We start from the raw sequence: 26,576 nt of genomic DNA, 5'->3' as shown, positions 1-26,576 counted from the left end.
TCCCCGAGTCCGGATTATGATAGAATGGGAATAACAGCCAAAAGAGGTAGATCATGAAAATTCGTCATAACCCTGCCGGTCAGCGGCAGCAGATTCAAGAGTTTTTCGATTCCAGCCGGCGAATGCTGCACGCTCCGCGGCAGACCTGCGTCAAGGCGTGCAGCTGGGACGTTTCGGAAGTCGTGCCGAATAAACCCCGGCCGCAATGGGAAATCTTTGCGGCGGAGGATGACGGCGGCCAGATCATCGGTCTTCTGGCGCTCGATCCCCAGCGCTGGCAGATCGACTTGTTGTCGGTCGTTCAGCAGCATCAGGGCGAAGGCGTATCCAGCGAACTGCTGCACCAGGCCCGCCGCTATGCAAAAAAACATCATCATTTCGAACTCCAGGTGATCGTCTTACTGGCCTCGCTGCCGTTCTTTCTTAAAGAAGGGTTTACGCTGATGGCCAGCGATCATCAGCCGGTTCAGCTGCAGGGGCGCTTCTTCCTGCGCCAGACGCTGCGGCCGCGGTTAGTTCTGGCGGCTGAGCCCTTTGACAACGGCTGGGATGCCCGGGCGTTTACCGAGATCCTGCAGACGTTCATACCGGTATCCCAATGCCAGTCGGTTTCCTGTAATTTAAGCGATGGCGCGCAGGGCTATGTCGATGCGCTGATCGGTCAGTCGGTCTGCCAGCGGGTTACGCTGCCTCCGGATCCTGCTCTATCCGCGCGTAAAATCAGCTACGCCGTCCGGGGCAACAATGCGATCCTGGAATTTTCCGAGCTGAATGGGCTTTCTGATTCGCGGCTTTACGGCACGATGATTCTTCATGCCCTGACGCAGGGATGCCGCCGGTTTTATCTTGTGCTGAGTCCCTTGGGTCCGGCTGACGGCGGATTGGGCATGCTGGAAGCGCTGGGGATGAAGTTTATCTTTGACGATCGGGGGGAGATCGTTCAGGCGGACGACCAGGAATTAAAAAAGACACTGCGCGGCTTAACGTTCATCGCGCTGTGCGATCCCCAGGACTTATACCGGAACACCGTGCCGGCTTCCCCGTTAATCCGCTGGCTGAAGCAAACTTCCGCGGCGGCCGAACCGGGCGCGGCCGCCGGTCACGGACTCGGCTATACGATCCAGGCGCTGCTGCAGGGAAAGTGCCAGGACAGCGTCGCGGCGTTAATGTCGACGATTGGCTTCCGGGAGCGGCTGCGGCACGCGGACGCTTTGCTTTGCTTCCGGCAGAAACCGCTGTCCCCGGCCTCCCCCAGTTCCCTGCCTCAGGCCGCGGCAATCGCACATCATGAGGATATGCTCACGATTTTAGTGACGCCGGCGGAAACCCAGGTTGCCCAGGCCGAAATTCTCGGTTTTGACCAGGTCGTCAAACTGCCGGAGGGGCCGTTAAGCGATCAGGACGTGCAGACGGCGCTGCGGGAAATTCTCAAAGAGCTGAGCCGTTTGTAAGCGGCGCTTAGATTGATAGAAATAAAAGGATAGCACTGACTCGCTTTAATATTGGCGCAGGATGAAGGCTGAGAACAACGCTAGGAATCGCATGTTTCTGTTTTATGGATGCCTTGGTTCCGGGCAGTGCTTTGATCAAGGAGCGGAAGAATAACAGATAAAAGCCCCGCAGCTTTCATTTCTGAAAGAACGGGGCTTTTGATTTCCTTGATCACCGGTTTTCTTTTCAGAAAATACCGGCTGAACTTAAATTTTTGCTTATTTGTTCGCTGCCGCGTTAGCGCCTGCGATCCGGCCGAAGACCATGATATCCGCAATCGCGTCGGAGCCTAAACGGTTGGTGCCGTGGATGCCGCCGGTTACTTCGCCAGCCGCATACAGATTTTCGATGACGTTGCCGTCAACGTTGACTACCTGAGCTTCCGGATTAATCTTGATGCCGCCCATCGTGTGGTGGATTGCCGGGATCGACTTCATGATATAGTAAGGACCTTCGCCGAAGGCGATCAGATCGCCGCGCTTGTTGAATTCCTCATCCTTGCCCTTTTCGCAATATTCGTTATACTTCGCAACTGTGGCTTTCAGGTTTTCCGCGTCGATGCCGAAATGCGCTGCCGCTTCTTCAATCGTGTCGGCTTTCACCAACATGCCGCGTTCAATCAGATCATCATATTCGTTTTGATGCTGCTCGCGGACGCCGGAAGCGACCATCGAAGCTTCATCCCAGAACAGATACGAGAAGCCGTCGGTGGTTTCCGTGACCGCTTTGGAGATGACGTCGCGGCGTTCCAGTTCCTCAACGAACCGCTTGCCTTCCAGGTTGACTAAGATCGCACGGCCGTCCAGACGGACGTCGCCGACATACAGTAAGCGTCCGGTTTCCGCATCGCAGGTCGGATAAGTCTGGATCCATTCCATGTCGACCAGCTTCGCGCCGATCGCTTCCGCCATCGTGATGCCGTCGCCGGTCGATCCAACGCTGTTGGTGGACAGGATTTTTTCATCCATCATCGGGTTGTACTGCTTGCGCATTTCCAGATTGGAGCCAAAGCCGCCGGTAGCGATGATCACGCCGTTGTGAGCGGTGTAGGTCAGAGTCTGACCGTCATGCTGCGCTTCGACGCCGATCACTTTGCCCGCTTCGTCCTGGATCAGTTTGGTTGCCGGCGTATCGGTCTGAATTTCGATGCCCAGCTCGTCGCATTTAGCCTTTAACTTCTGAATCGGTTCTACGCCGCTGGCGTTCAGCGGAACCAGACTGCGCTTGACAGAATGACCGCCGAAGAATAACATATTATCCTCGAACTGAACATGCACGTCGTCGCGCAGCCATTCCGCAGCGCTCAGGGCATTTTCAGCCAGAACCCGGACGACTTCCGGATCCGCGATATTGTCGCCGCCCTTCATGATGTCTTCATAGAACAGATCGACGGAATCCTCGATTCCTTCCTTTTCCTGCAGCCAGTTGCCCGGAGCGGCCATTTCCGCACCGGAGATCAGCGTGTTGCCGCCGACCATCGGCATTTTTTCCAGCACGAGAACGCTCGCGCCGTTTTCCTTCGCGGTGATCGCCGCCGCCATGCCGGCTCCGCCGGCGCCCAAGACGATTACGTCTGCTTCAGTATTGACGTCCGCGGTTTTCGGCTCGTCACTGGTCTTCGGCTGTTCCGCAGGCTTCTGCGAACAAGCGGTCAGGCTCAGCGCCATAACGCCCGCTAACGCCAAAAGAGTTACTTTCTTCATTTCTTTTTCCTCCCTTTGACAACATCACTTATTTGTGATTACATTAGCATTATAGCCCGGCAGGACTTGTTTGTATTTGCACAAATTTTCGGAAATTTGTACTTTATCAACCTGAGGTGATCCCCATGAAATTTAAAACCCGAATGATCGTGACGTTCAGCGCGCTGATCACCGCCGCCTTTGCGGTTCTGATGAGCCTTGTGTACCTGACCGTTTCCCACGCCAATCAGCAGCTGGTCTCCTCCACCAGCGTCCAGCTGTTCGATGCCAAAGCCCGCGAAGCCGGCGACTGGCTGGCCCAGCGTGTCAGCGAACTGGAAATCATCGCGCTCAGCCCGGCGGTGCAGTCGATGGACTTTGACAACATCCGGCCGTTTGTCGAAACGCTCAACGCCGACGTCGGACAGCGCTATGGCAATCAATGGGGCACCTTCGCCATCGGCATGCGCGATGGGATCGGCTGGGTAGCCCAGGATAAGACGATCGACGTATCCGGCCGCGATTATTTTGAACGCGCGATGACCGGCGATGAACCGTTTATTCTGAGCGAACCGGTCACCTCCAAGACCGACAACGCCCCGATCGCCCTGATCTGTTATCCGCTGCGCAAAGACGGCGTACCGTATGGTTTTATCAACGGCGCGATCGCGCTCAACCGGCTGACGGAGCTGGCGCAGGGGATTGATTTCTATGACGGGGTATCGTGGATTATGGATAGCGAGGGACGCAACTACACCGTGCTGCCGGAAGCGCTGAGCAGCGCGAAGCTGGCGCAGTTCGCCGAGCATCTGAAAGTAGATCCGCCGGTATCCACCCGTTATGTCTCGGACGGCAATTCGTTTTTCTACTTCACGCCGATTCCGATGACGGAGGATTGGTTTTTATGCACGCAGGTGCCGCGTTCCGTCTTGATGCAGAACACCTATTCTTTATTAGGAACGCTGGCGATGGTGTGGATCGTCTTGTTAGGCGTGACGATCTTCGCGGCGATCCTGCTTTCCCGCACGATCAGCCGGCCGCTGGCTCAGCTGTGCGCGACGATGGATCAGGCCGGAACCGGCGATCTGAGCATCCGGGCAGAAGAACGAGGCGGTGATGAAATCGCGACGCTGGCCCGTTCCTTCAACAAGCTGACGGCCCAGATCCAGCGGCTGATGAACCAGCTGCTCGATCAGGAAAAAGCAAAACGGCGGGCCGAGCTGCGGATCTTGCAAGCTCAGATCAACCCACACTTTCTCTACAACACGCTTGATATGCTGCACTGGATGGCTTACGATCACAACGATGAAGACATGCTTCAGCTGATCAGCACGTTATCCAGCTTTTACCGGATTTCCCTGAACCGCGGCGACGAGTTCATTCCCCTGCCTCGTGAGCTGGACCACGTCCGGTATTATCTGGAAATTCAGAAAATGCGGTTTGCGGAGCAGTTTGATTTCACGATTGAAGCTTCGCCTGAAACGCAATCGTTGTTAATGCTGAAGCTGCTGCTGCAGCCGCTGGCGGAAAACGCGGTTGCGCATGGCATCAAGCCGTGCCCGCATCCGTGTACGCTGTCGATTCAGGCGCGCCGCCGCGGTGCAGACGTGGAAATTAAGGTCAGCGACAACGGTGTGGGGATGGACTCCGAAACGCTCGGCCAGCTGCGCCGGGCGTTCGACACAGGAAAAAGCAGTCTGGGTTTCGGTCTGGTCAACGTCCACCAGCGGATTCGTTTAACCTATGGCAAGGACTACGGACTGACACTGGACAGCACGAGCGGACAGGGCACGGTGGTTACGGTGCGGATTCCGACAATTGAGGAGGATCATGATGTGGAAAATATTGATTTGCGACGATGAAGCGATGACCCGGCGGGGCTTGACCAAGATGATCGGCCACTGCCGTAAGGATATGGAAGTGGTGGGCGCTGCGGCCCAGGGAGAAGAAGCGTGTGCGATGATCGAACAGCTGCGGCCGTCGATCGTCTTCATGGATATCAACATGCCGTTAGTCAGCGGTCTGGAAGTCATTGAGCGCTACCATGAGGATCCGCGGCTGCGGTTTGTGATCATCTCCGGTTACAGCGACTTTGAGTACGCGCAGAAAGCGTGCCGCTACCATGTCGTCGATTACTTGCTGAAGCCGGTCACCGAGGAACAGCTCAGCGCCGTGCTGGATCGCTGCGCGGCGATGCTTCAGCAGGAGATCACAACCTCCCGGATCGTGGTCCCGCAGCATCAGGACCGCCGGATGATCACGCAGGTGCTGCAGGAAATCGATCGCCGGGCGACGGACAGCGAGTTTTCGCTCAATCAGCTCTCCGAACAATTTCACGTTTCCGCTTCCTATCTGTCGCGGATCATCAAAGAAGAGGTCAACTGTACGTTCAGCGAACTGATCAACGAAAAACGGCTGACAAAGGCGCGGACGATGCTGCTGAGTCCGGAGCCGTATCTGATGTGGGAAATCGCCGAACAGTGCGGCTTCACGTCGCAGCATTATTTCTGCCGGGTATTCAAAAACCGCTTTGGTCTCAGTCCTCAGCAATGCCGCCAGATGATGAAGGAAGAAAAACAAACATCGGAGGATTCCCGTCATGAATAAGCTTGAAAAAGGTCATGTTTTCTCCGCGAATCACAAAGCACAGTGACTTCAGGATCAACGCTGCGGATGTTTCTATTGTCTTGCCATTTTTGATCCCCGGGAAATTACAGTGTGGATTGATGATCCGGCAGGGACAGCCGTTTGTCCTTATTGCGGCATGGATTCCGTTATCGGCGAAGCCTCCGGTTATCCGATTACCCACAAGTTTTTACAAAGAATGCAGAAATATTATCTCTGAGATCCAGGCTTAATTCTTACGTTTCGCAAAATGATAAAGGGAACGAACATTCAAGATCCTCCATCCGATCGTTGACGTTCATTCCCTTTTTCATTACTTCCTTGTTTCTTATTTCAATATTTTTTGTGAAGTCTGACTCCGAAAACTTCATTTAAACTTATTCCTGAAATTTGATCCGCCGGACAGCCGCTCAGTCGTTTTGATGCAGCGCCTGGGGATTCAGCGTGACGTGAAAATCCTCGGCCAGCGCGATGAAATCCTCCGTTGTGATCGTCTGCCGCTTATGCGGAGTGACGGAAAGCACCTTGATCAAAATCTCGGCAGACTTCTCGATCGTGTGCATCAAGCCGAACGTTTCATCAAAATCGGTTCCTGAACAGAACAATCCGTGGTGCGCCCAGACAACGGCGTTCACCTGTTCCATCTGCACGCTCGTGGCCTCGGCGATCGCCCGGCCGCCCGGCACCATCCATTGCACCACGCCTAAGCCCTCCGGAAACACGACCGGACATTCCGTCGCCATTTCCCACAGCTCGCGCGTAAAGACCGCGGGATCCAAAGGCAGGATAAACGTCAGGGCGATCAGGTTGGCCGGATGGGCGTGATAGATCACACGGTGTTTCCCCTGCGTGACGCGTTTTTTCACCTCATGATTCATAAGATGCGTCGGCAGCTCGCTGGTCGGTCTTCCGCCTTCGGTCAACCCCCAGACAATCCGGTATTGCATGCCGTCGGTACTGATCTCAATGATCGCCAGATTGGCGGCCGGATTCAGCTCGATGTTGCGCATATATTTGCCGCTTCCCGTCACGGCGAAGAACTCGCCGGCCAACCCCGGCACCTTCGCTGTGATCGGCTGCCAGGGCTGATCAAAGCTCAGCTGATCGCGAATCACCTCAAGCTCGGTCTGCGGAATGCGGTACGACAGATTGCCGCCGTTGCGCTCGTGCCAGCCTTGCCGGAAGCCATCGCCGCACATCCGAATCATGCCCTGCATCCAGGGTGTTTCTAAACATTTCATGCTTGTTCCTCTTTCTCTCGTTTTACCAGTACACGGCATTCATAGTCCTGTACTTCCTTCAGCCATTCCGACTCGCCCGGAACGCCCTGACGTTGACAGAATACATCCCAGACCGCTCCCAGCGACGCCATTTTCAGTTGTTCCTGCAGCGCCATCAGCTCGGTGAAACGGCGCTGTCTTTGCAGCTCGGCCAGCGTTGCCTGTGGCGTTAACAGGGCGTTGAGCAGCGCTTTCTGAACGCTGCGCACGCCGATCACCCAGGCTGCGATGCGGTTGATGCTGGCATCAAAATAATCGGTCGCAATGCGGACCCGGCGAACGTCGCTGCGGATGATTTCCTGAGCGATCTGCCGCGTTTCATCGTCATACAGCACGACGTGATCGCTGTCCCAGCGCACCGGCCGGCTGATGTGCAGCGCCAACTCGTCGCTGAACAATAACATCGATGAAATTTTATCGCTGATCATTTCCGTCGGATGGTAATGCCCGGAATCCAACAGGCAAAGCAGCTGGTTCCGCGCGGCGTAGTTCATGTAAAATTCGTGCGAGCCGACGGTGTAGCTTTCGATCCCGATGCCGAACACCTTCGATTCTACGGCGATCTTCACCTTCGAGCGGTCATAATCCAGCGTCAGAATCTGATCGAGCGAAGCTTTTAAGCGGGCGCGCGGAGACGTCCGGTCGGCTGGAATATCCTTTAATCCGTCGGGAATCCAAATGTTGACCAGACTTGTGTCCTCAAGCTGATCCGCAAAGGCTTCAGCGATTTTGATGCAGGCCTGACAATGGCGGATCCAGAACTGCCGGATTGCTTCATCTTCGCTGGAAAGGGTCGCAGCCTCCGCCAGCGGATGTCCGAACAGCGTCGGATTGAAGTCCAGCCCCAGTCCGTTTTCCTTCGCGAAATCGATCCACGGCTGGAAATGCTCCGGATTCAGCTGATCGCGGTCCACCTTTGGGCCAGGCTCAAACACAGCATAGCTGGCATGCAGATTCAGCCGGTGCTGTCCGGGGATCAAGCGCAGCGCCGTTTCAATATCCTGCTTCAGCTGCGTGAAATTCCGCGCGCGGCCGGGATAATTGCCGGTCGCCTGAATCCCGCCAGAAACCGCCCCGGCACCGTCGAAGCCGATCACATCGTCGCCTTGCCAACAATGAATGGAGATGGGAATTCCGGCAAGCGCGTTCAGCGCCGCTTCCACATCGACTCCCAGAAGCGCGTAATCCGCAGCCGCCAGCTGAAATCTTTCTGATGAAACCGTCATTTTCTTTCCTCCTTATGAATATTGGGATCAGAAATCAAGACGTTCCGTCATGCTCTGATCCTCTCTTTTCCCGCTATTTCAAATAAAACACCGGGATTAAGTCCACACTGACCGGACTGTTGTCGGGGTTTGTTTCCATCAGCTCCGCCATTGAATCCCACCATTTCCGGCAGATTTCCGTCTGGGCCGAAGCCGCCCAGCGTTCCTCATCCTCAATCTGCAGCACCGCGAACAACGTCAATGTTTCCGGATCGAGAAAAATCGAATAGTCATGCCCGCCGTAGTCATGGATCATCTGCTTCATCTGCGGCCACAGCTCATCATGCCGCCGTTTGTACTCCGCTTCCTTGCCAGGGTATAATTTCATTTTAAACGCTTTGCGAATCATGTTGCCAACCCCTTTCCGCGCATCTTTGCACGCCTTATTTTCCAGTTTCAGTATAGCAGAAATCGGGCGGGAAAAACGAAAAGCTTCGCTGTTTTCCAGGAAAAACAGCGAAGCGGTAAAAGGACAGGTTGATGGAATCGGAATTTTCGTTAGCCCGCAATTCAGATTTCTTTCCCCAGCTGCACGCCGGCCTGAACGATCTGATCGATGCAGCGTTTTCTGACCTCCGCGAAGTTCACGCTGCCCCAGCTCCAGCCGGTGTTGGTTTCAGGCAGCGGATGACCGTCCGACGCCAACAACATCGCCGCGGCCGGGATGCCGTAAACCGCGCAGACCTGAAGCAGAGCGGCGGCTTCCATGTCGACTCCGGCACAGCCCAGCGCACGCCAGGCGGCTTCCTTGTTCATCGTCTGACGATACACCGCATCGGTGGTCACAGTATCCAAAGCTTTGACCGGCAGCGTTTTCGCCATCACCTGACGCAGAAAAGCGCACAGCGCCGGATCCGCCCCCGCCCATTCGCCGTTTTCCACATAGTGTCTGGACGTACCTTCCTCGCTGTAAATCCGCGCCGGAATCAGAACGTCCCCCACCTGCGCCCGAGGATCGAAAACACCGCACAAGCCGGCGACGATCACCTTCTTTACGCCGAGCGCCAGCACAGTTTCCAACGTATCAACCGCCGCCGGCGCGCCATAGCCGCCTTTCGTAAAGCAAACATGCGGAGCATCCCGCAATCTCAGACACGGCGGATTATCCAGAAAACAGGGCAGATGTTCGCTGATCACCTCACAGGGGTAATCCTGACGCAGCTGATCGAGCGCCCGCCCCATTTCAAACAGCACGCACACCTCCGGCAGAACCGGCGGCGCTGAGGTGCCATGACTGCTTTTCACATGCCGCTGGGCCGTGATCACCGCTTCGCTGCGGTCTTCCGGATCAAACCAACGCATCCGAATCCTCTGTTTCGCGCGCGGCCAGAATGACCGGAATCATCATTTCCTCCACGCCTAAACCCGCGTGCTGCCCCTTAAACGGCGGCTTCCCGTTTTCCCACAGCCCCAAACAGCTGGAACCGATCGCGACCGCAAACACATCGCCGAGGAATTCCCGCGTCCGCGGATGAATCGGACCCGGACCGAACAGGCCTTCGTCCAGCCAGGTTTGCGAAGGTTTCAACAGGAACCGGCCGGCATATTTCCGTTCAAACTTTTCCGTGAACTCCGCCAGCCGGCCATCCTTCACAAAAAACGCCGTGCCGCGCGGTTCCACCGTCGGGCCGAAACGCAGGCAGTCCAACAGCTCAGGCTCCTCTCTCAGGTTGATGTTGTCGACGTCGACCTGTCCATGATCGGCGATGATGATCAAACCGGTCCTTGGATCCAGCTGGCTGGCCAGCCTGCGGCAGCGCTCGTCGATCTGCTTCAGTTCTTCCGCACACGCCGGATCCGAGGGACCTTTCACATGCATCAGGGAATCGAAGTGATCCCAATAGGCGTAGATGAACTGCGCGTCCTGTGCCTGGCTGTGCGCGGCGATCTGACCGCACAATTCATCGAAGCTGTGCGCTCCGCCTTCACGGAAAGCCGGATACAGCTCCAGCGCCGTTTTCCCCATCCGGGTCAGCTCATCCTTCTGATTCAAAAACGGGATATGCGTATACGAGTATTCAGGATAGCTTCGCTCTCCGTAATAACTGCGGTTCATGAACAAAATCAAGGAATCATCCAGTTCCTTAAAATATTGATGCCAGCCGATCCAGCCGTTTTCCGCCGGGGATTTCCCGCTGAGCACGCTGGTCGTCGCGGCCGAGGTGGTCGAAGGATACACCGTCGTCACTTCCTTGAGCTGATGCGTCCGCAGAAAACTGTCCTTTTCCAGTTTGGTTTCCAACAGCCGGGAACCCATCCCGTCGATCAACAGCACGACGATCTGATTCCATTGATGTTCAGCCAGCCAGGCGCTCACCTGCGGATCCGCCGGGTGATGAACGCTTAATCCAAGCTCCTTCCGCCAGGCATTGATGACACCTAAGATTCCTCCGCGGTAATCGGGTTTGATCAGTTCCATTTCCTTAAGCCTCCTTTTCTTCGATGCCGTCCGCCGGTTTGTGTTCAACGCGTCATCTGACGCTGAACCCAAGAAAAACCCGGCTTCTCTGTTCTTCATTTTACCCAATCCGCAGCCAAAGGACAAAGGTTTTACGCTTAAAATTACTGCTTCCCGGTAAATTTTACTTTCCGATTCCATCCCCGCGAGGTAAAATAAACCGGTGAGGGATTGAATTATGGAATTATTAAATGAGATTTTTAGTCAGTTCAACGCGATATTATGGGGACCGCCGTTGATTCTTCTGCTTTTAGGCACGCATCTGTGGATGACGATCCGCACCCGCGGCGTGCAGCGCTGGGTTTTCAAGGGAATTAAATTGTCGGTCACGCCGGATAAAACCGAAGGGGATATCAGTCCGTTCGCGGCTTTGACAACGGCGCTGGCGTCCACCATCGGCACCGGCAACATCATCGGCGTGGCGACCGCGATTGTTTCCGGCGGTCCGGGCGCAGTGTTGTGGACATGGCTGACCGGATTGTTCGGCATCGCCACCAAATACGCGGAAAGTCTGATCGCCGTCAAATACCGCCGCAAAACGGAAGATGGCACCTACCTGGGCGGCGCGATGGTCGTCCTGGAAAAAATCGGCCATCCCAAGCTCGGCGTGGCGTTCGCGTTGTTGACGGGATTGGCGGCGTTCGGCATCGGCTGCAGCGTACAGTCCAACGCAATTGCCGACGCGCTGGTTACCAATTTTAATTTCAACGCTTCGCTGGTCGGTCTGGTCCTGGCGGCGGTGACGTTCCTCGTCATCTTCGGCGGCGTTAAATCCATCGCCAACGTGTGTGAAAAGCTCGTTCCGTTCATGTCGTTATTTTATACGCTGGGCTGCTTCTATATTCTGTATTATAACCGGGCGTATCTGCTTCCGGCGATCGAGTTGATCGTGCAGGCGGCGTTTACACCCCGGGCGATGGCCGGCGGGTTTATCGGCAGCACGATCATGACAGCCTGCCGGTATGGCTGCGCACGCGGCTTGTTCTCCAATGAATCCGGGATGGGCTCGGCGCCGATCGTCGCTGCCGCCGCGCAGTCGCGCAATCCGGTTCGACAGGCACTGATCTCCTCGACCGGCACGTTCTGGGATACCGTTGTCGTCTGTCTGATCACCGGCCTGGTGCTCGTTTCCAGCATCATCGCCAACCCCGCGATCTCTACGATCGGCCTGGAGGGCGGTGAACTGACGACCCTGTGCTTTGCGCAGATTCCCGTTATCGGCACGCCGCTGTTGATCTTCGGCATCCTGACGTTCGCCTACTCGACAATTCTGGGCTGGAGTTATTATGGCGAGCGGTGTATGGAATATTTGTTCGGCAAGAAGATCCTGAAGCCGTACCGTGTTTTATGGATCGTCGTGCTGTATCTGGGCTGTACGATGAAGCTCGATCTGGTCTGGACAATTGCGGACACGCTGAACGGGCTGATGGCGATTCCAAATCTGATCGCCGTACTGCTTCTGACCCGCGTGATCGTCAAAGATACGCAGTATTATCTGGATGAAGGGCATCTGGACGAAACCGATCCGGAAATGGAATAGCTAGAATAAACTACAACGTAACCTGTCTATGCGCGAAACGTTTACAATCCTGCAAGGGATTTAGCGTTTCGCTTTTCTATTTATGCAAATCAACGGCTAAACAACGACTAAAAAAGTTCTTCTTCCTCTCTATCCGCAGGAAAAAGAACATTAAGCTTTGAAAGGCCGGCAGCGATTCGATCGGACTGGCAGTTTTATTCTTCCTCACTTTTCAGCCGGGCCTGGACGACGAAACGGTGCGTCGGTTCGACCGCCGAGCTGCATGTGATCAGCGTCAGCTGTCCCGTCCCGTCGCTCAACAGCACAGAATCGTCCTGCGGCGTTACGGTCAACGTTTGATAAACCTCATAGACAAGCGGACGGCCGCCGTGCTCGAGAATGACTTCATCGCCGATCGCGATCGAAGGCAGATCGTGAAAGAATCCGCCTACAACATTGCGGTGACCGGCGATCACGCAGTTGCCCGCACTTCCCGGATCCCCGGTGTTCTCCATGTGCCCCAGGCTGAATTTCAGCGTATCTGCCGCGGTGCCTTCACGCACTGCTTCTTCTAAATTCAGCGACGGGATCCGCAGCAGCGCCGGCCCCTCCGCAAAGGAAAAACTATCCCCGGTGAATTCCGCCGCCTGGGCTTCTTCTACCCGCTGCGTTATAACAGCGCGAGTCTGGGCAATCAGCGTTTTCCGTTGGTTCAGTTCCAGAATCCGGCTGCCCAGCGTCAGGGAAACGAGGAGAATCCCCGTTCCCATCAGGATCAGTCCAAAGATTTTCTGTTTCATGAATGGCGGCGCTTTTTCAGGGTCAGCGCCAATCCCGCAGCGATCAGAACGAAACCGCCAGCCAGCGCCAGCACAAACTCCCGATCCCCGGTATACGGCAAAACTGCAGCCGGAACGGAGGGGGTTGAATTTTCAGATTCCGATGGATCCGGAGCTGGCGGTGCCGGGTGTTTCTGGTTGACGACCGCGTGCATTTCCTGCCCGCTTCTCTGTTCCTTCAGCGCGCTGGAAACCCCGTCAGCATCCACCGTGACTTCATACAATTCTTCGGTTTTATCATACCCCTGCGGGGCGCTCAATTCCGCGATTACATAAGTCTGGTCTAAATCCAGATCCATGAAATGAACTTGGCCCTGATCATCGCTGGCAGCCTGAGAAAGCTGCGTCGTTTCATCCATTATGCCGGCATCGTTTTTATAAATCGCAAAGAGCGCGCCGGAGACCGGCTTGCCATACTGATCTTGTTTCAGAAAGGCAACCTCCCCGCGCAGCCGCGCGTCGCTGACCTTCATCGTCTGGATCGTGCCAGCCTTCGCGGTCATCGTGACTGGATATTCCGCATCGTCGAGTACAAAGCCCTGCGGCGCGCTCAGTTCCTTAACCGTATATTCGTTCTCGCCTGCCTTTATTTTCAAAGCGGTGAACATCACTTTCCCCGCACTATCCGTAACGGCCTTCTGCATCAAGTACTGTTCACCCGCGGTATTCTTCGCATACAGTCCATACTCGGCTCCCGCAACCGGCGTATCGTCGTCAATCGCAGTTTTTGTCAATTCCAGACTGGCACGGCCGGGAATCCGCGTCGCGGAGCCCGCCGAATACTTCGACTGGAACTGGATCGCGTCGTTATTCGCCAGACCGCTGCTTTGATTTCCCATACTTGCCTGGTTGGACAACGCAAACTCTCCTTTGGAAGCAACGTTGACAAAGGCTGAGTAACGCAGGACATAGGAACCGTTGAGATCCAATGTTGACGGCAGCGTAAACACCGCCTGATTACCATTGACCTGAACGGCGGTTCCTTCAATCGTATTCGTTTCCTTGAAATCGCCGTTGGTTTGAATTTCAGTTTGCTTTAAAACAACGCTTTCCGGATCGAGAAGCAATGCCTCGCTCATCGTATCGGTGATGACAAGGCCGTCCGGACAAATCGCGCTGAGATCTGCCCCGGCCTGGTTAATTTTGATCGTATAGTCTACGGTGTACTGATCGCTGTGAACGACGCTTGATTTATCAAACGCTGTATTCGCGATCTCAAGCTTGGCCGTGTGACTGACCGGCTGGCCTTCCTGCTTTTCCAAAACGGCAGTATTGGTCAGCGCTAACAAGGCGTTAGCGTCGCTGGACGTATTGGATTGATCGAACCGGAAGCCTTCCGGCAGATTCTTCGCGTTCGCGTCCAACTTTGTTCTGAAAGTCAGCGTGACCTGTTCATGAAGCGTGCCCAGCTCGATCTGAAGTTCGTTCTTCTCGATTACCGGTGTCATCGGAACATCTTTGTTTTGTGAAGCATACCGGACAGTCAGACTGTTTTCCACATACCGCAGATACTCCGGCGGCGCATCCTTAACCTGAACATCCGTCAGCTCCGTGCCGTTTTGATTAACGACGATCTTCCAGCGGATTTCATGCGTCTGATAATCATAGCCTTCAGCGCTCTTTTGAAGCACCGTGCTGGAAAACTGCGGCTGCGCAGAAGCGGTCAGCGTCGGAATCGCATCCGAACCGAAGGCCACCTTGTTATCGAATTTCATCTTCGCGTTATCCGCGTAGAACAGCGGATCGGTCGCTTCTGTTTCATACTGGAACACAATCATTTCGTTAAAAGTATTCATTTCACCGGCGGCATTGGCGATCAGGACTTCATAATCCTGCGTCGCCGCGGTTGTCTTATCGGCCAGCGGCTGGATCGTGATCGTATACCCGGTTTTCGGTGTGATCACTTCGGGGTTGCCGATATATTTCTGATTGGTTGTGGTCAGCGTATCCGTGATCGTGCCGTTTTTGACGTCCAGAAGATTCTTATTCAGCGTCACCGTCCAGGTAATCCGGCGTGTTGCGGCATTGTAGTTCGCAGATTTCTCAACGACGCTGGTCGGCAGTCTGTAGTTTTTTTCAATAACCGGCGTACCGTAAGGGCGGACAGGTTCCGGGCCTGCGCCATCGGGATCCCAGTTGATCTCCAGCCACGCCTTGTTTTTCAGATTCGTATTGACATTCTGCGCCGTCAGATCGAGATCGAAGTGCGTGAGATAGGTGATCACGTATTCGGCTTCCTGCGGATGATCGATCGTCAGCAGCTTCTGATCGCCGCCGCTTCGCCCGTCAAAGGCCGGATTCAGCGTAACCCCGGCAGCAACTGAAGTCCCGTTGACCATCACATTGGCATCGGCCGGGTTAAAGCGTAAGCGATCTTCCAGCTCGTCATAAATCGTGATCGATTCCAACGGCAGCGACTGGGTGTGAACGACGAGCTTCCACGTCATGGTCTTGTTGACAAGATCGTAGCTTTCACCGGTTTTCATCAGCCAGCTGTCACCCTTGACCAGCACCTCGCCCTGCGCCTCGGACAGTTTTGTGGAACCGTCCGGCTGCCAGAGCTGAGCTGTGTTGGTTACTTTCATCCCTTGAGAAGGGTCCGCCAGCTGCCCATCATCTCCGACAAACACCGCGGAAGAGGGCATCGTCCTGTATGTGATGGATCCTTCCTGACTTAACGGCTGATCCAGCGTGACCCGCAGCGTCTGCCCGTCGACCTGGACCGCAGGGTGGGTTTCCCGGTCTCCAACCTTCAGCGTCAGCGAGTTATCAACATAAGTTTGTTTGTCCGTCAGTTCATCGCAAAACAGAAATCCTGTCGTATACTTCAGAGCGTTCTGATCCTCGTCAAACGGCGCGATCTGCTTGCTTAACGAAACCGTCCAGGCAATCGTTCCGGTCTTCTCATAAACGCCGCTTTTCCCGGTGACCGCGGGATCCTTGATGGCATTGTCCGTGATTTTCAAACGCACTGTGTGATCCGCTACCAGGCCAATTGCCGCTTCCTGGCGGCCGTCAATTTCGTCCATTGCCAACCTGGCCCCAAACTCAAACTTCATTTCATAAATCGGCAGTTCGCCCAGCTCTTGTTCAAACGTCAGTTTGATCTGATCCTTTCGCGCTCCGGCGGTAATCCGCGCTATCGTCTGTCCGCCGATCTTGATTTCCTGATTCAGAGCCGGATGGTTATTTTCAAGATACTCCGGGATTGCGATGTCCCACTCGCTGCCCGGAAGATTCATGGATTCGTCCAAGGGCTTCAGTGTATAGCGTAAAACCAGCTCATCCGCCGCAGCGACGCTGTCCCCGTTGTTTAACGCTGAATCTCCGCGCAGGAGTTCAACATTTTCAATCAATTCCGCTCCGTCCCCCACGGTTTCTGCGGATACAGACGCCGGAAACATTTCCAGCGGCAGCGCGCAGAGTCCAATGCAGCATAAGATTTGCAGTAACTTCCTCATTCTTTTTCTCCTCAATCGTTATTGAGCGTTCGCTCAATAAAAAGTTTATCACAGAGACTTGAACAGTTAACTTTAAAATACAGTTTTTAATCGCATTTTTCAGTAAAATCATCTATACTAAAGCCATGAGAAAACAAACGATCGACGCAGGCCAGATTTTAGAAATTACAATCGCCCAGACCGCCCGGGAAGGACTGGAAAATTTGTCCACACGCAGAATCGCAAAGGAATGTGGAATCAGCGAGGGCAGTATCTTTCATTACTTTCACAGTAAGCCGGAGCTGTTAGCGGCATGTTTTTATCATGTCGACAGACAGGTGGATGCGCAGCTGAAACAAGTGGACGTTAAATTATTTTCATTGCGGCGGAACATCCGTGAGCTTTGGTTTTTATATTTCGGTTATTTCACATCCCATGGTGATCACGCTAAATTCTACTCTCAGTTTCGTCATTCCTCATTCTATACCCGCGACGTCATGCGTGGTCAGACGGAGTCCTTTGCGTTTTTTAATCACTTCGTTGAACTGAACAAAAGCGCGATTTTAATCCGATCCGAGGTTTTCTGGGAGTTTGTCATCGATACCACACTGAATTTAGCCGTCAATGTCGCCGACGGCAAATTTCCGGACAGTCCGAAAGACCGCGAGCGCTATTTCACCTTGATTGCCAAAGGCATGGGCGGCGCGCTGTCGCCGGGAAAATCATGGGCTGAAAAATAAATTTCGCATTTCATTCCGCCCAAAAGTTTCCCATTGGTTACAAGAAAAAACCGGTTTACCTTCGTTCCGCCGTCTTCGCGGAGCTTGGATAAACCGGTTTTATTTCAGTTTTAAAGTCCCCTCTTGCTTACGCTTTCTTCAAGAACGCAACATAAGCGCGGTAAGCTTCATAGACGTCCGCTTTGGAAACGATTTCCCAAGGCGCATGCATGTTCTGCACGGCGATGCCGGCGTCGATGACTTCCATGTTGTAATTAGCCAGAATGTAGGCGATGGTTCCGCCGCCGCCCTGATCAACACGGCCCAGTTCAGCGGTCTGGAACATGACGTCTTCCTCATCCATGATCCGACGCAGCTCGGCGATGAATTCCGGATTGGCGTCATTGCATCCGCTCTTGCCGCGGGATCCGGTATATTTGTTAAAGACGATCCCCTTGCCTAAGAACGCCGTATTCTTCATTTCATTGACCGACGGATAATTCGGATCGTAGCCGGCGCTGACATCGCTGCTTAACATCTTACTGTTCTGCAGGGCGCGGCGAACTTTCAGCTCGCTGTAATCACCCATTGCATTCAGGATTTCCGCAACCGTGTTCTCAAAGAAATGCGAGTGCATGCCGCTGGCGCCATTGCTTCCGACTTCTTCTTTATCGACTAACAGGCAGACGCTGGTGCGCTGTGGATTTTCCATGGCGAAGGTCGCCAGCGCCGAAGTATAGGCGCAGACGCGGTCGTCATGACCATAGCCTAAAACCAGACTGCGGTCCAGCCCGTAATCGCGCGCCTTGCCCGCCGGCACCACTTCGATTTCCGCAGACAGGAAATCATCTTCCTCAATGTTGTATTTTTCTTTTAACAGCGCCAGAATCGCTTTCTTGACCGGCTCTTTTTCTTCTTCGCCGCCCTCGGCCGGGATGCTTCCGACCAACACGTTTAAGTCTTCGCCTTCCACGACCTTCGCGCCGGTCTTCTGCATCTGATCGGCGGAAAGATGGACTAACAGATCGCTGATGCCGACAACCGGATCATTTTCGTCCTCACCAATGTTCAATTCAATCCGCGTGCCGTCCTTTTTGAAGACGACACCGTGCAGCGCCATCGGATGAGCGACCCACTGATATTTTTTAATTCCGCCGTAGTAATGCGTATCCAGCAGCGTCAGTCCCTGATCCTCATAAATCGGATGCTGCTTCAGATCCAGGCGCGGGGAATCAATGTGCGCCCCGACGATGTTCATGCCCGCTTCCAGCGGTTCACTGCCGATCACGAATAACGCGATATCCTTATCCTTATTGACGGCATACAATTTGTCGCCAGCCTGGATTTTGGCGCCGGCCGCCAGGACTTCATTCAGATCCCGGTAGCCGTTATCCTCAGCCAGCCGGACTGTTTCCCGCACGCATTCGCGTTCCGTTTTGCATACGGAAATAAAATGCTTATACGCTTCGTTGAAGGCAAACAAGGCTTCGCGCTGTTCGCCCTGCGTCTTATTCCATACAGTTTTCATAATACTTAAAACCCTCCTGTGTATTATTATAAACAAACTCCCGCAGGACACAAGCAGAAAACCTGGTTTTCTTACATTGACATTTGTCAATATTATTGATAGGATATCGTTAATAAGGAAGGATTCAGAAAAGCTACTGCTTTCTCTTGCAGAAAACTTGAAGATCATTCTCCGTTTTCATAACTTCAAAATTGCAGAGCAGCACATCAGGGAAAGGAACAAGGAAACTCAGTATGCAGCGGTTACATTTATATCAGCTTGGTCCGCAGGCCTACGCACTGTCGCGGAAAAAAGAAATTCTCAAACGGAAGTTTCAAGACCAGATTCATCAGATTCACTTTGCCCAAACGCGCAGCGAAGCCTTACTGCCCGTTGTTGTTAACCGGCATAATTCGCTGATCCGCCGAAAGCTGGGCAACGTCGATCAGCGGCTGCAGGAAAACAAGGCGGTCAATCTGTCCCTGGCCGCTCCCAAACTCACTCATTTACTGATCCAGCCGGGTGAAACCTTTTCGTTCTGGCATTGCGTTGGCGAGTGCACAGCGGAAAAAGGATATCGGGAAGGTCTGACGATTTCCGGCAATCATCCGTCCTCCGGCATCGGCGGCGGTATGTGTCAGATGACCAATCTGATCCACTGGATGGTGCTGCACAGCTCCTTAACGATCACCGAGCATCACCACCACGGCCGGTTTGATCTGTTTCCTGATTTCGGCCGTCAGGTGCCGTTTGGAACGGGGACTTCTATCGTTTATAACTATCTGGATTACCAGGTGGAAAACCGCACGTCCGATACGTTTCAGCTGGTGATTGAAACGAATGAGCGCTATTTGTGCGGCGAGCTGCGCTGCGATCATCCGCAGCTGCTGAAATACCATATCTATGAACAGGACAGCGGCTTCACCTGGGAAAAGGACGGCGCTTACCGGCATAACATCGTGCGGCGCAAAGCGATCAACAAAGCCAGCGGGGAAGTGGCGTTTGATCAGGAACTGATAGTCAACCATGCCAAGGTGATGTACGATCCCAAGCTGATCGATCCTGCATTATTCCGCGAGTCCGGGTTTTGGAATCAAAAGCAATAAGTAAGATAAAGAACGAGTTTTCGAGAAATTTATTTTCTGTGGAATTTTTCTTTTTCCGCTTTCAAAAGTGAAACTTAACTTTTCAGTTGAGACTTGATAAAAACTTATAAAAAGTCTTGAAATAACTCAAGAATGGCCTACACTAAGGATGTAGGGACGCTTGAGAAAGCGATACCCATCGTTCGCTATCTCTTCATTGAAGGGAGGCGGTGGATAGATAAGTGCCGGTTATCCTTGCGACGGAATGCGGCACTTTTTTTGAGTTCTATAATTTTTAAGATGCAGTCCAGGCTGGTTGTCAGAAGCTGAGCAACCGCCAGAATGCCCCTTATCGTTAAAGAAGACAAAAGTTCCATGGAAAATTTCATAGAAAACCCCTCCTTTTCAGAGCTGAAAAAAGCAAGCTCGAAAAACAAATGAATCAAAAGAATGATCCATCCAGGACGGGCAGTCCCTTAATCAATGACCCTATATCTTTAATATTGCGCAAAATTCAAAAAAGCCTCCTGAGAAAATGGAAAAAGTAAAATTACTTTTGAGGTTTAGTAAAACTCTACAGAATCAGGCTCTGATTCCCGGATAATTTAAAACTGGGTATTCATTGGTAAAGCCGGTACTTTTTGAGCCTCGGCAGACAATAAACTTAGGAAATTAGAAATTCTTAACTTGAATAATGCGCAGGTTGAATAAAAAAGAAAACCTCAGATTTTCCGGTTCTCCAGAATCTCTGAGGTCTTTTCTTATTTATGCGCTGAAGATCAGCGCTCTCATTCGTAATAACTTTCAGATCAATTAAGTTTATGGTTAAGCTTTTTTACAAATCCTCGCTCCGCCGCAGTGCTTCAGCCTTGAAGAACTGCATCTTCGCTTCCAGATCTTCCCGCAGGCAGCGCAGATCCTGACGAACCAGCTGCTTGTGCTTCACTGTCTGCACGCCGTTGATCCAGACTGAATCCACATTGCCCGCATGGGCGCTGTAAACCAGAGCTGAGAATGGATCGTAGATCGGGAACATGTTGGCAGACTGCGTTTCCACCAGCACAAGATCCGCTTTTTTCCCCGGCGTTAACGAACCGATCTGATCGTCCAGATTTAGTACCCGGGCCCCGCCGATCGTCGCCAGCGGCAGAATTTCCTTCGCCGGAAACAATGCCCGGTCATGGTTGGCCGTCTTGTGCGCTTTGCCGATTAACGGCAGCTGCGCGAACAAATCCAGCGTGTTGCCGCTGGAAGCGCCGTCCGTTCCCAATCCGACCGGGATGTGATGCGCCACCATCTTCTTCAAGGGCGCAATCCCTTTGCCCGCTTTCATATTCGAGCCGATGCAGTGCGCGATCCGGCAGCCATGTTTCGCCATCAGCGCCAGATCCTGATCGTTGACGTGAATGCAGTGCGCCGCAACCAGATGCGGGCTTAACAAACCGATTGATTCCAGATATTCGACCGGCGTCTGATTCCGCTCTTGGCGGAAGGTTTCCATCTCATAATCCATTTCCGCCGTATGCAACGAAAGCAGCACGTCGAAGCGCTCCGCGATCGCCTGAGCTTGCTTCAAGACTTCAGCGCTGTTGGTATTGGTCGCGTGCGGACCGATCGCCGGCGTGATCAGCGGATGCCGGCCTTTCCATTCCCGGATAAACCGCTCGCCGAGCGCCAGTCCGCCATACGGGACGTCGCTGTCGCAGTTGGCAAAGTCGACGATCGTTTCCGCCAGCACCGCGCGCATGTTCATCCCGACCATCGCTTCCGCCAGCGCGTCCTCAAAATAATACATGTCGAACACCGTCGTCACGCCGCCCAGCATCATTTCCGCCGCTGCATAGCGGGCCGAAGCCTGCGCCAGCTCACGCGTCATCGCCGCGTTTTCCAACGGAAACAGAAACCGCCGCAGCCGGTCCGGGCAATCGTCGCCCAGCGAACGGAACGGGATCATCCCCAGATGACAATGCGTGTTCACCATCCCCGGCAGAAGCAGGCCTCCCTGCCCGTCGATCACTTCGTCCACATCCATGCTGAAATCATTCAGCGCCAAAATGGTATCGTCTTCCCAGACCAGGCAGCCGTTTTCAAAAACACGATTGGCTTCATCCGTTGTGACCAGCGTCACATTCTCGATCCGGACTCTCATGCGTGTTCCTCTTTGATCAGCGGAATGAATTCCAGTGTTTTGCCGATCAACAATCCTTTATCCGTCAGCTTGACCTCCGGCGATACCGGCAAGGACAGCGTCGCAAACGACATCACTGCATTGTGATGAACATACCCCAGCTGATCCTCCATTGCCGCGCGCACCGCTTCGATCTGCCCGGCCAGTTCCGCCAGCGGCTGATCGGAAACAATGCCCCCGACCTGCAATGAAGCGCAGGCCGTGATTTTCTCATCAACACAGACACAGTAGCCGCCCTGGATCGCAAGCAGATGATTGGCCGCCGCAATCATGTCCGGAACATTGGAGCCCATGACCATCAGATTGTGATGATCATGCGCCCAGGAGGACGCAACCGCGCCGTTTTTCTGAATTCCTCCGGTCGTGAACGCCAGCGCGATCTGTCCGCCCTTGCCATAACGCTCGATGCAGGCCATCAGCGCCAGCCCGCGGTTCTGCCACTGAACAACGCCGTTTTCCACCGGCAGCTCCGCAGTCGTCAGCCGCGTAAATGTCGCCCGCGGATTAATTTCGATGACCTGCGCAGTCACCGACTTCGCCGACAGGGAAACCCGGACGAGTAAATCGTCTTCCGTCAAGGGCCTATGATGCAGTGAATGGTAAAATTCCGGCGGGAAGGAAGCCGGTTTTTCTGCAATCGCGTAGCCGCTTTGCGGTTCGCTGACCAGAACGCCGTTTTTATAAACCTGATGCACAGTCCAGTCTTCCAGACTGTCCAGCAGCACGAAATCCGCGATTTTCCCCGGAGCGATCACCCCGCGGTCGTCCAGATGCATCCGCCGGGCAGAGGTGAAGGTGCTGCAGTAAATGGCCTTTTCCATCGGCAGGCCGCAGTGCACAGCGGAAAGCAAAACCTGATTGAGATGGCCGTGCAGGAAATGATCCGGCATCACATCGTCGGTCACCAAACTGAAATATTCGTAGAACTGATGCTCCATCAGCGTGCGGATCGTGTCTTCCTGGATCGATTTGCCCTGCATTTCCAAGTACATTCCGTTGGTGATTTTCTCAACGATGCTTTCCGGAGTTTGCTGAGTATGATCGGCATTGACGCCAGAAGCGATAAACTTCGCCAGATCCGCCCCGCTGATCTTCGGGCAATGTCCCTCTAACGGCAGCAGCGGCCGTTTCTTTTTGCACAGCGCGATAATCTGACGGATCAGCGTGTCTTCCCCACTGACCAGCTCCTTGAAGTTCATGACTTCGCCCAGGCAGCGGATCTGCGGATTGTCCAGCAGCTTGTCCACTTCTTCTAAGCCGATCACGCCGCCGGTCGTTTCGCAATCCGGATTGGTGGAGGGGACGGAGGAGGGAATTCCATAGAAAATATCCATGACCGGCTCGCTGGCCATGAACGCTTCGATGCCCGCCAGTCCGAACACGTTGGCGATCTCATGCGGATCGGCGACCACCGTCGTGACGCCGAAGGACAGTGCCTGCCGAGAAAATTCGGTCGGAATGGTCATCGAGCTTTCAACATGCATGTGGATGTCGATCAAGCCGGGAATCATCCAGCGCCCCCGGGCGTCGATTTCCTGATCCACGGGACAGCATTGTTCCTCTTTGGTTTCCTGCAGCTGCGCGAACTGTCCGTCGCGGATCAGCACGCTTTTTTCCTCAAATGTCTGCGTATAGCTGTTGAACACGCGGGCGTTGCGGATTCTCATTGTACTCATGCGATTTTCTCCTTTCACCTCTGATTTGAAACAGGGCAGGACCCGTGTTGGACCCTGCCTTGTCGTTGCTTCCTGATCCTTCAGGAAAATTTCCAGATGTTAGTTGTTGATCGTGCGGTTCCACTGATCCGTCCACTGTGCCATCAGCGGGTTGACAAACGAATAGTCGATCGACTTCGCGCGTTCCGCTACGTCGCCGTAAGTCATATTCGCGGACTGTTCCGGCGTCAGTTCCACGTTCTTATTAACCGGGCCTTCATTCAGCGTAACCGCGGTGACGGACTGCAGTTCCTGGGAAATGCGCCAGTTGATATACATGTAAGCCAGATCTTTGTTTTTGGAGTTCTTGTTGATATCAATCGTATTGAAGTTCGCGTAGGTGTAATCGGCCGGGACGACGAATTCTACATTCGGAGCCGCATTCTTGATGACCGGCACGCCGAAGTCGCCGACGACCGCAACCGCGATTTCCCCGGCCGCAAACATGTTCGCCAAATCGCTTGACTTGGAATAGGTTCTGACGATATTGGATTTCAGCTCATTCAGCGCTTCAAACGCCGCTGTCCCGTCATCCGTTGTGATATCGACGCCCTTGTAGTCGGAAGCCAGGTAAACCATCGCCGGACCGAAGGTCGTCGACAGCTCCGGAATCGACAGCTTGCCTGCCAGTTCCGGCTTCCACAAATCCGCCCAGCTGGTAATTTCAAAGCCGACGGCTTCCTTATCATAAATGATGCCGATGCTGTTGAGCGTATAAGCCGGACCGTATCCCTGGGCGACCGTTGATTTCGCGCCTTCGATAATGTTGTCCAGATTCGGAATCTGGGTGGTGTCGATCTTTTCAAACAGGTCGGCGACATAGCCGTTGGCCGCCGCAGCCTGCGACAGCTCGATGACATCGACCGTGGAATCCGGGTTGGTGGACAACTTGGTATAACGGTTGGCCGTCGTATCGGTTTCCAGGATGACCTTACAGTTGCACAGTTCCTCAAACGGACCGTACACATCCTCAACGAGCACGTCTTCGCTTAACCCCCAGGTTGAAACGGTCAGCGTGCGCTGGCCTTCGGTCTTGCCTTCGCCTTCCGGCTTGCTGGAACAGCCGCTCACAGCCGCAATCATGGCCAGAGCGCAGAGCGAAATCATCAGCTTTCTCATTTTCTTTCCTCCTTAAAATGTCAGCTTGTTCTCGTATGGAATCCTGAGCGAAAACCGATTACTTTCCCTTGGAGTTTCGCGGAAAGACACAGTTTCTTCTCAGAAGCAGAGTGGTTTTTTAACCGCGGCGGATTCCCTGCGGCCCGGTTTAACCGGAATTAAACCAATACGATCTTCGCGGCCGGCAGCTGGATTTTGATCGTGTCGCCGGCTTTGTAAAGCGCACCGGAGCCGTCATTAACGACTAACCGCCCAATCGGCGTGCTCAGCTCATATTGATAGCTCTTGCCTAAATAGGTGCGGACTTCGATTTTAGCCGTGACAGTGTTGCCAGCGGCCTCCTCATTCGTGACGATCTGGATATCGTCCGGACGAATCGTGCCCAGGCATTCATCCTTTCCGCAATCCATCTCGGCGGTGAAAAGGGAGCCGTCGTTGGCCCGGTAGGTATTGGCTTGAGTCTTGCGCAGCTGGATGAAATTCTCAAAGCCGATAAACCGCGCGACAAACTCCGTTTTCGGCCGGGAGTAAATTTCCTCCGGTGTACCGAACTGTTCGATCACGCCGCCGTTCATGACCGCAACTTTATCCGAGATCGAGAAGCATTCTTCCTGATCGTGAGTGACAAATACCGTCGTGATGCCTAGCTTCTTCTGCAGCCGCTTGATCTCGACGCGCATGTTCAGACGCAGCTTCGCGTCCAGGTTGGACAACGGTTCGTCCAGCAGCAGTAAGCGCGGTTCAATGACCAGCGCCCGGGCCAGCGCGACACGCTGACGCTGCCCGCCGGAGAGCTGCTTCGGAAAGCGCTGAGCGTACTCCGTCAGATCGCAGACCTCCAGGATTTCCTTGATCTTGCGATCCATTTCCGCCTTTTCCATCTTTCTCAGCTTTAATCCGAACGCGACGTTTTCATAGACGCTTAAATGTGGAAACAGCGCATAGCTCTGGAAAACCAGACCGAAGTTGCGCTTGTGCACCGGCACTTTCGTCATTTCTTCCGTATCGACAAACAACTGGCCGCTGCTGGGAATGATGAATCCGGCGATGACCCGCAGTGTCGTCGTCTTGCCGCAGCCGGAAGGTCCTAACAAGGACACCAGCTCGCCTTCGCCGATCTCTAAATTCAGGCCCTTGAGGATCTGGGTTTTGCCGTCATAGCTGACGTTGATATCGTTTAAGGTTACCTTTGACATGCTTTTCCTCCTACTTCGTCAGGGCCCCGATGCCCAGTGTCTTTTCGACTACAAACATGATCGCGATCGTCGCCGCCATCAGCAGCACGCTGACCGCCGAAACCGTCGGATCGTAGAAATATTCGATGTAATTCATCAGCGCCGTCGGCAACGTCCGCACGCCCGGCCCGCTTAAAAACATGGAAACCGGAATGTTGTTGAAGGAATTGATGAACGCCAGCATAAACGCCGCGACAATCCCTGAAGAAATATTCGGCAGCACAACCTTGAAGAACGCCTGCGCCTTGCCGCAGCCCAGCGTCCAGGCCATTTCCTCAATCGAGAAATCAAATTGTTCCAGCGCGGAACCGACAACCCGGATGACATAGGGCAGCACGACCAGGAAGTGACCGATCAGTAAGCCCTGCATGACCGGCAGCTTCAGCTTCAGAACGATGAACTGATATAA

21 protein-coding genes are annotated in these 26,576 nt (G+C 53.9%); 6 read left to right on the top strand and 15 right to left on the bottom strand.

Annotation, left to right across the window (positions count from 1 at the left end):
• Positions 1-53: 53 nt before the first annotated feature.
• On the top strand, positions 54-1,451 hold the full coding sequence (locus tag HOLDEFILI_RS02090) for a GNAT family N-acetyltransferase (RefSeq protein ID WP_006057700.1): 1,398 nt from the start codon (positions 54-56) through the stop codon (positions 1,449-1,451).
• Positions 1,452-1,709: 258 nt separating this feature from the next.
• On the opposite strand, the gene HOLDEFILI_RS02085 is transcribed toward HOLDEFILI_RS02090, so the two are convergent.
• On the bottom strand, positions 1,710-3,194 hold the full coding sequence (locus tag HOLDEFILI_RS02085) for a flavocytochrome c (RefSeq protein ID WP_006057698.1): 1,485 nt from the start codon (positions 3,192-3,194) through the stop codon (positions 1,710-1,712).
• A 125-nt stretch (positions 3,195-3,319) separates the two neighbouring features.
• On the opposite strand from HOLDEFILI_RS02085, the gene HOLDEFILI_RS18170 reads away from it, so the two are divergent.
• Positions 3,320-5,035, top strand: a complete 1,716-nt coding sequence (locus HOLDEFILI_RS18170; RefSeq protein WP_006057697.1) for a cache domain-containing sensor histidine kinase — start codon at positions 3,320-3,322, stop codon at positions 5,033-5,035.
• Positions 5,007-5,780: a response regulator transcription factor gene (locus tag HOLDEFILI_RS02075; protein WP_039863696.1), complete on the top strand. Its 774-nt coding sequence runs from the start codon at positions 5,007-5,009 to the stop codon at positions 5,778-5,780. The genes HOLDEFILI_RS18170 and HOLDEFILI_RS02075 overlap by 29 nt, the downstream gene beginning before the upstream one ends.
• A gap of 428 nt (positions 5,781-6,208) precedes the next feature.
• Here HOLDEFILI_RS02075 and rhaD read toward each other — a convergent pair whose 3' ends face one another.
• The 5 genes from rhaD to HOLDEFILI_RS02045 all read right to left on the bottom strand — a co-directional run bounded on the left by rhaD (position 6,209) and on the right by HOLDEFILI_RS02045 (position 10,762).
• The gene (gene rhaD, locus HOLDEFILI_RS02065) at positions 6,209-7,039 is read right to left on the bottom strand and encodes a rhamnulose-1-phosphate aldolase (protein ID WP_006057693.1); all 831 of its coding nucleotides are present in this window, start codon (positions 7,037-7,039) and stop codon (positions 6,209-6,211) included.
• Complete coding sequence (locus HOLDEFILI_RS02060) at positions 7,036-8,304, bottom strand: L-rhamnose isomerase (protein WP_006057692.1); 1,269 nt, start codon at positions 8,302-8,304, stop codon at positions 7,036-7,038. Before HOLDEFILI_RS02060 ends, rhaD begins: the two co-directional genes overlap by 4 nt.
• A gap of 73 nt (positions 8,305-8,377) precedes the next feature.
• Positions 8,378-8,692 (bottom strand): L-rhamnose mutarotase, encoded by a 315-nt coding sequence (rhaM, locus tag HOLDEFILI_RS02055; RefSeq protein ID WP_006057691.1) that lies wholly within the window; start codon positions 8,690-8,692, stop codon positions 8,378-8,380.
• A 161-nt stretch (positions 8,693-8,853) separates the two neighbouring features.
• On the bottom strand, positions 8,854-9,645 hold the full coding sequence (locus HOLDEFILI_RS02050) for a nucleoside phosphorylase (RefSeq protein WP_006057690.1): 792 nt from the start codon (positions 9,643-9,645) through the stop codon (positions 8,854-8,856).
• On the bottom strand, positions 9,632-10,762 hold the full coding sequence (locus tag HOLDEFILI_RS02045) for an alkaline phosphatase family protein (protein WP_050766905.1): 1,131 nt from the start codon (positions 10,760-10,762) through the stop codon (positions 9,632-9,634). Before HOLDEFILI_RS02045 ends, HOLDEFILI_RS02050 begins: the two co-directional genes overlap by 14 nt.
• Before the next feature lie 217 nt (positions 10,763-10,979).
• Here HOLDEFILI_RS02045 and HOLDEFILI_RS02040 point away from each other — a divergent pair, with 217 nt between their 5' ends.
• Positions 10,980-12,341 carry an alanine/glycine:cation symporter family protein gene (locus HOLDEFILI_RS02040; protein WP_006057688.1) on the top strand — a complete coding sequence of 454 codons (1,362 nt, stop codon included), beginning with the start codon at positions 10,980-10,982 and terminating at the stop codon, positions 12,339-12,341.
• A gap of 194 nt (positions 12,342-12,535) precedes the next feature.
• Here the strand turns inward: HOLDEFILI_RS02040 and HOLDEFILI_RS02035 are convergent, their stop codons facing one another.
• Both HOLDEFILI_RS02035 and HOLDEFILI_RS02030 read right to left on the bottom strand, forming a co-directional pair.
• On the bottom strand, positions 12,536-13,120 hold the full coding sequence (locus HOLDEFILI_RS02035; protein ID WP_006057686.1) for a class D sortase: 585 nt from the start codon (positions 13,118-13,120) through the stop codon (positions 12,536-12,538).
• The gene (locus HOLDEFILI_RS02030; RefSeq protein WP_006057685.1) at positions 13,117-16,620 is read right to left on the bottom strand and encodes an LPXTG cell wall anchor domain-containing protein; all 3,504 of its coding nucleotides are present in this window, start codon (positions 16,618-16,620) and stop codon (positions 13,117-13,119) included. Before HOLDEFILI_RS02030 ends, HOLDEFILI_RS02035 begins: the two co-directional genes overlap by 4 nt.
• A 125-nt stretch (positions 16,621-16,745) precedes the next feature.
• Between HOLDEFILI_RS02030 and HOLDEFILI_RS02025 the strand changes: the two genes are divergently transcribed.
• The gene (locus HOLDEFILI_RS02025) at positions 16,746-17,339 is read left to right on the top strand and encodes a TetR/AcrR family transcriptional regulator (RefSeq protein WP_006057684.1); all 594 of its coding nucleotides are present in this window, start codon (positions 16,746-16,748) and stop codon (positions 17,337-17,339) included.
• 127 nt (positions 17,340-17,466) lie between these two features.
• Here HOLDEFILI_RS02025 and HOLDEFILI_RS02020 read toward each other — a convergent pair whose 3' ends face one another.
• Positions 17,467-18,846, bottom strand: coding sequence for an aminopeptidase (locus HOLDEFILI_RS02020; RefSeq protein WP_039863693.1), 1,380 nt, complete (start codon positions 18,844-18,846; stop codon positions 17,467-17,469).
• 233 nt (positions 18,847-19,079) lie between these two features.
• Between HOLDEFILI_RS02020 and HOLDEFILI_RS02015 the strand changes: the two genes are divergently transcribed.
• Positions 19,080-19,931 carry a VanW family protein gene (locus HOLDEFILI_RS02015; RefSeq protein WP_006057682.1) on the top strand — a complete coding sequence of 284 codons (852 nt, stop codon included), beginning with the start codon at positions 19,080-19,082 and terminating at the stop codon, positions 19,929-19,931.
• Between the two features lie 185 nt (positions 19,932-20,116).
• Here the strand turns inward: HOLDEFILI_RS02015 and HOLDEFILI_RS02010 are convergent, their stop codons facing one another.
• The 6 genes from HOLDEFILI_RS02010 to HOLDEFILI_RS01985 form a co-directional block, all read right to left on the bottom strand.
• Positions 20,117-20,299 (bottom strand): hypothetical protein, encoded by a 183-nt coding sequence (locus HOLDEFILI_RS02010; protein WP_039863692.1) that lies wholly within the window; start codon positions 20,297-20,299, stop codon positions 20,117-20,119.
• Between the two features lie 446 nt (positions 20,300-20,745).
• Positions 20,746-22,059 (bottom strand): amidohydrolase, encoded by a 1,314-nt coding sequence (locus HOLDEFILI_RS02005; protein WP_006057680.1) that lies wholly within the window; start codon positions 22,057-22,059, stop codon positions 20,746-20,748.
• The gene (locus HOLDEFILI_RS02000) at positions 22,056-23,774 is read right to left on the bottom strand and encodes an adenine deaminase C-terminal domain-containing protein (RefSeq protein ID WP_039863690.1); all 1,719 of its coding nucleotides are present in this window, start codon (positions 23,772-23,774) and stop codon (positions 22,056-22,058) included. Before HOLDEFILI_RS02000 ends, HOLDEFILI_RS02005 begins: the two co-directional genes overlap by 4 nt.
• Positions 23,775-23,873: 99 nt before the next feature.
• A complete protein-coding gene (locus HOLDEFILI_RS01995; protein ID WP_006057678.1) occupies positions 23,874-24,932 on the bottom strand; it encodes an ABC transporter substrate-binding protein in 1,059 nt (352 codons plus the stop codon).
• A 158-nt stretch (positions 24,933-25,090) separates the two neighbouring features.
• Positions 25,091-26,128: an ABC transporter ATP-binding protein gene (locus HOLDEFILI_RS01990; protein ID WP_006057677.1), complete on the bottom strand. Its 1,038-nt coding sequence runs from the start codon at positions 26,126-26,128 to the stop codon at positions 25,091-25,093.
• A 10-nt stretch (positions 26,129-26,138) separates the two neighbouring features.
• Positions 26,139-26,576 (bottom strand): ABC transporter permease (locus HOLDEFILI_RS01985; protein WP_006057676.1); only part of this gene is annotated, 438 nt, incomplete at its 5' end.

It is taken from the genome of Holdemania filiformis DSM 12042 (genome assembly GCF_000157995.1).
Lineage (GTDB): Bacteria > Bacillota_I > Bacilli_A > Erysipelotrichales > Erysipelotrichaceae > Holdemania > Holdemania filiformis.
The sequence above is the reverse complement of the archived record's forward strand: the minus strand, read 5'-3'. Positions and strand labels throughout refer to the sequence as shown.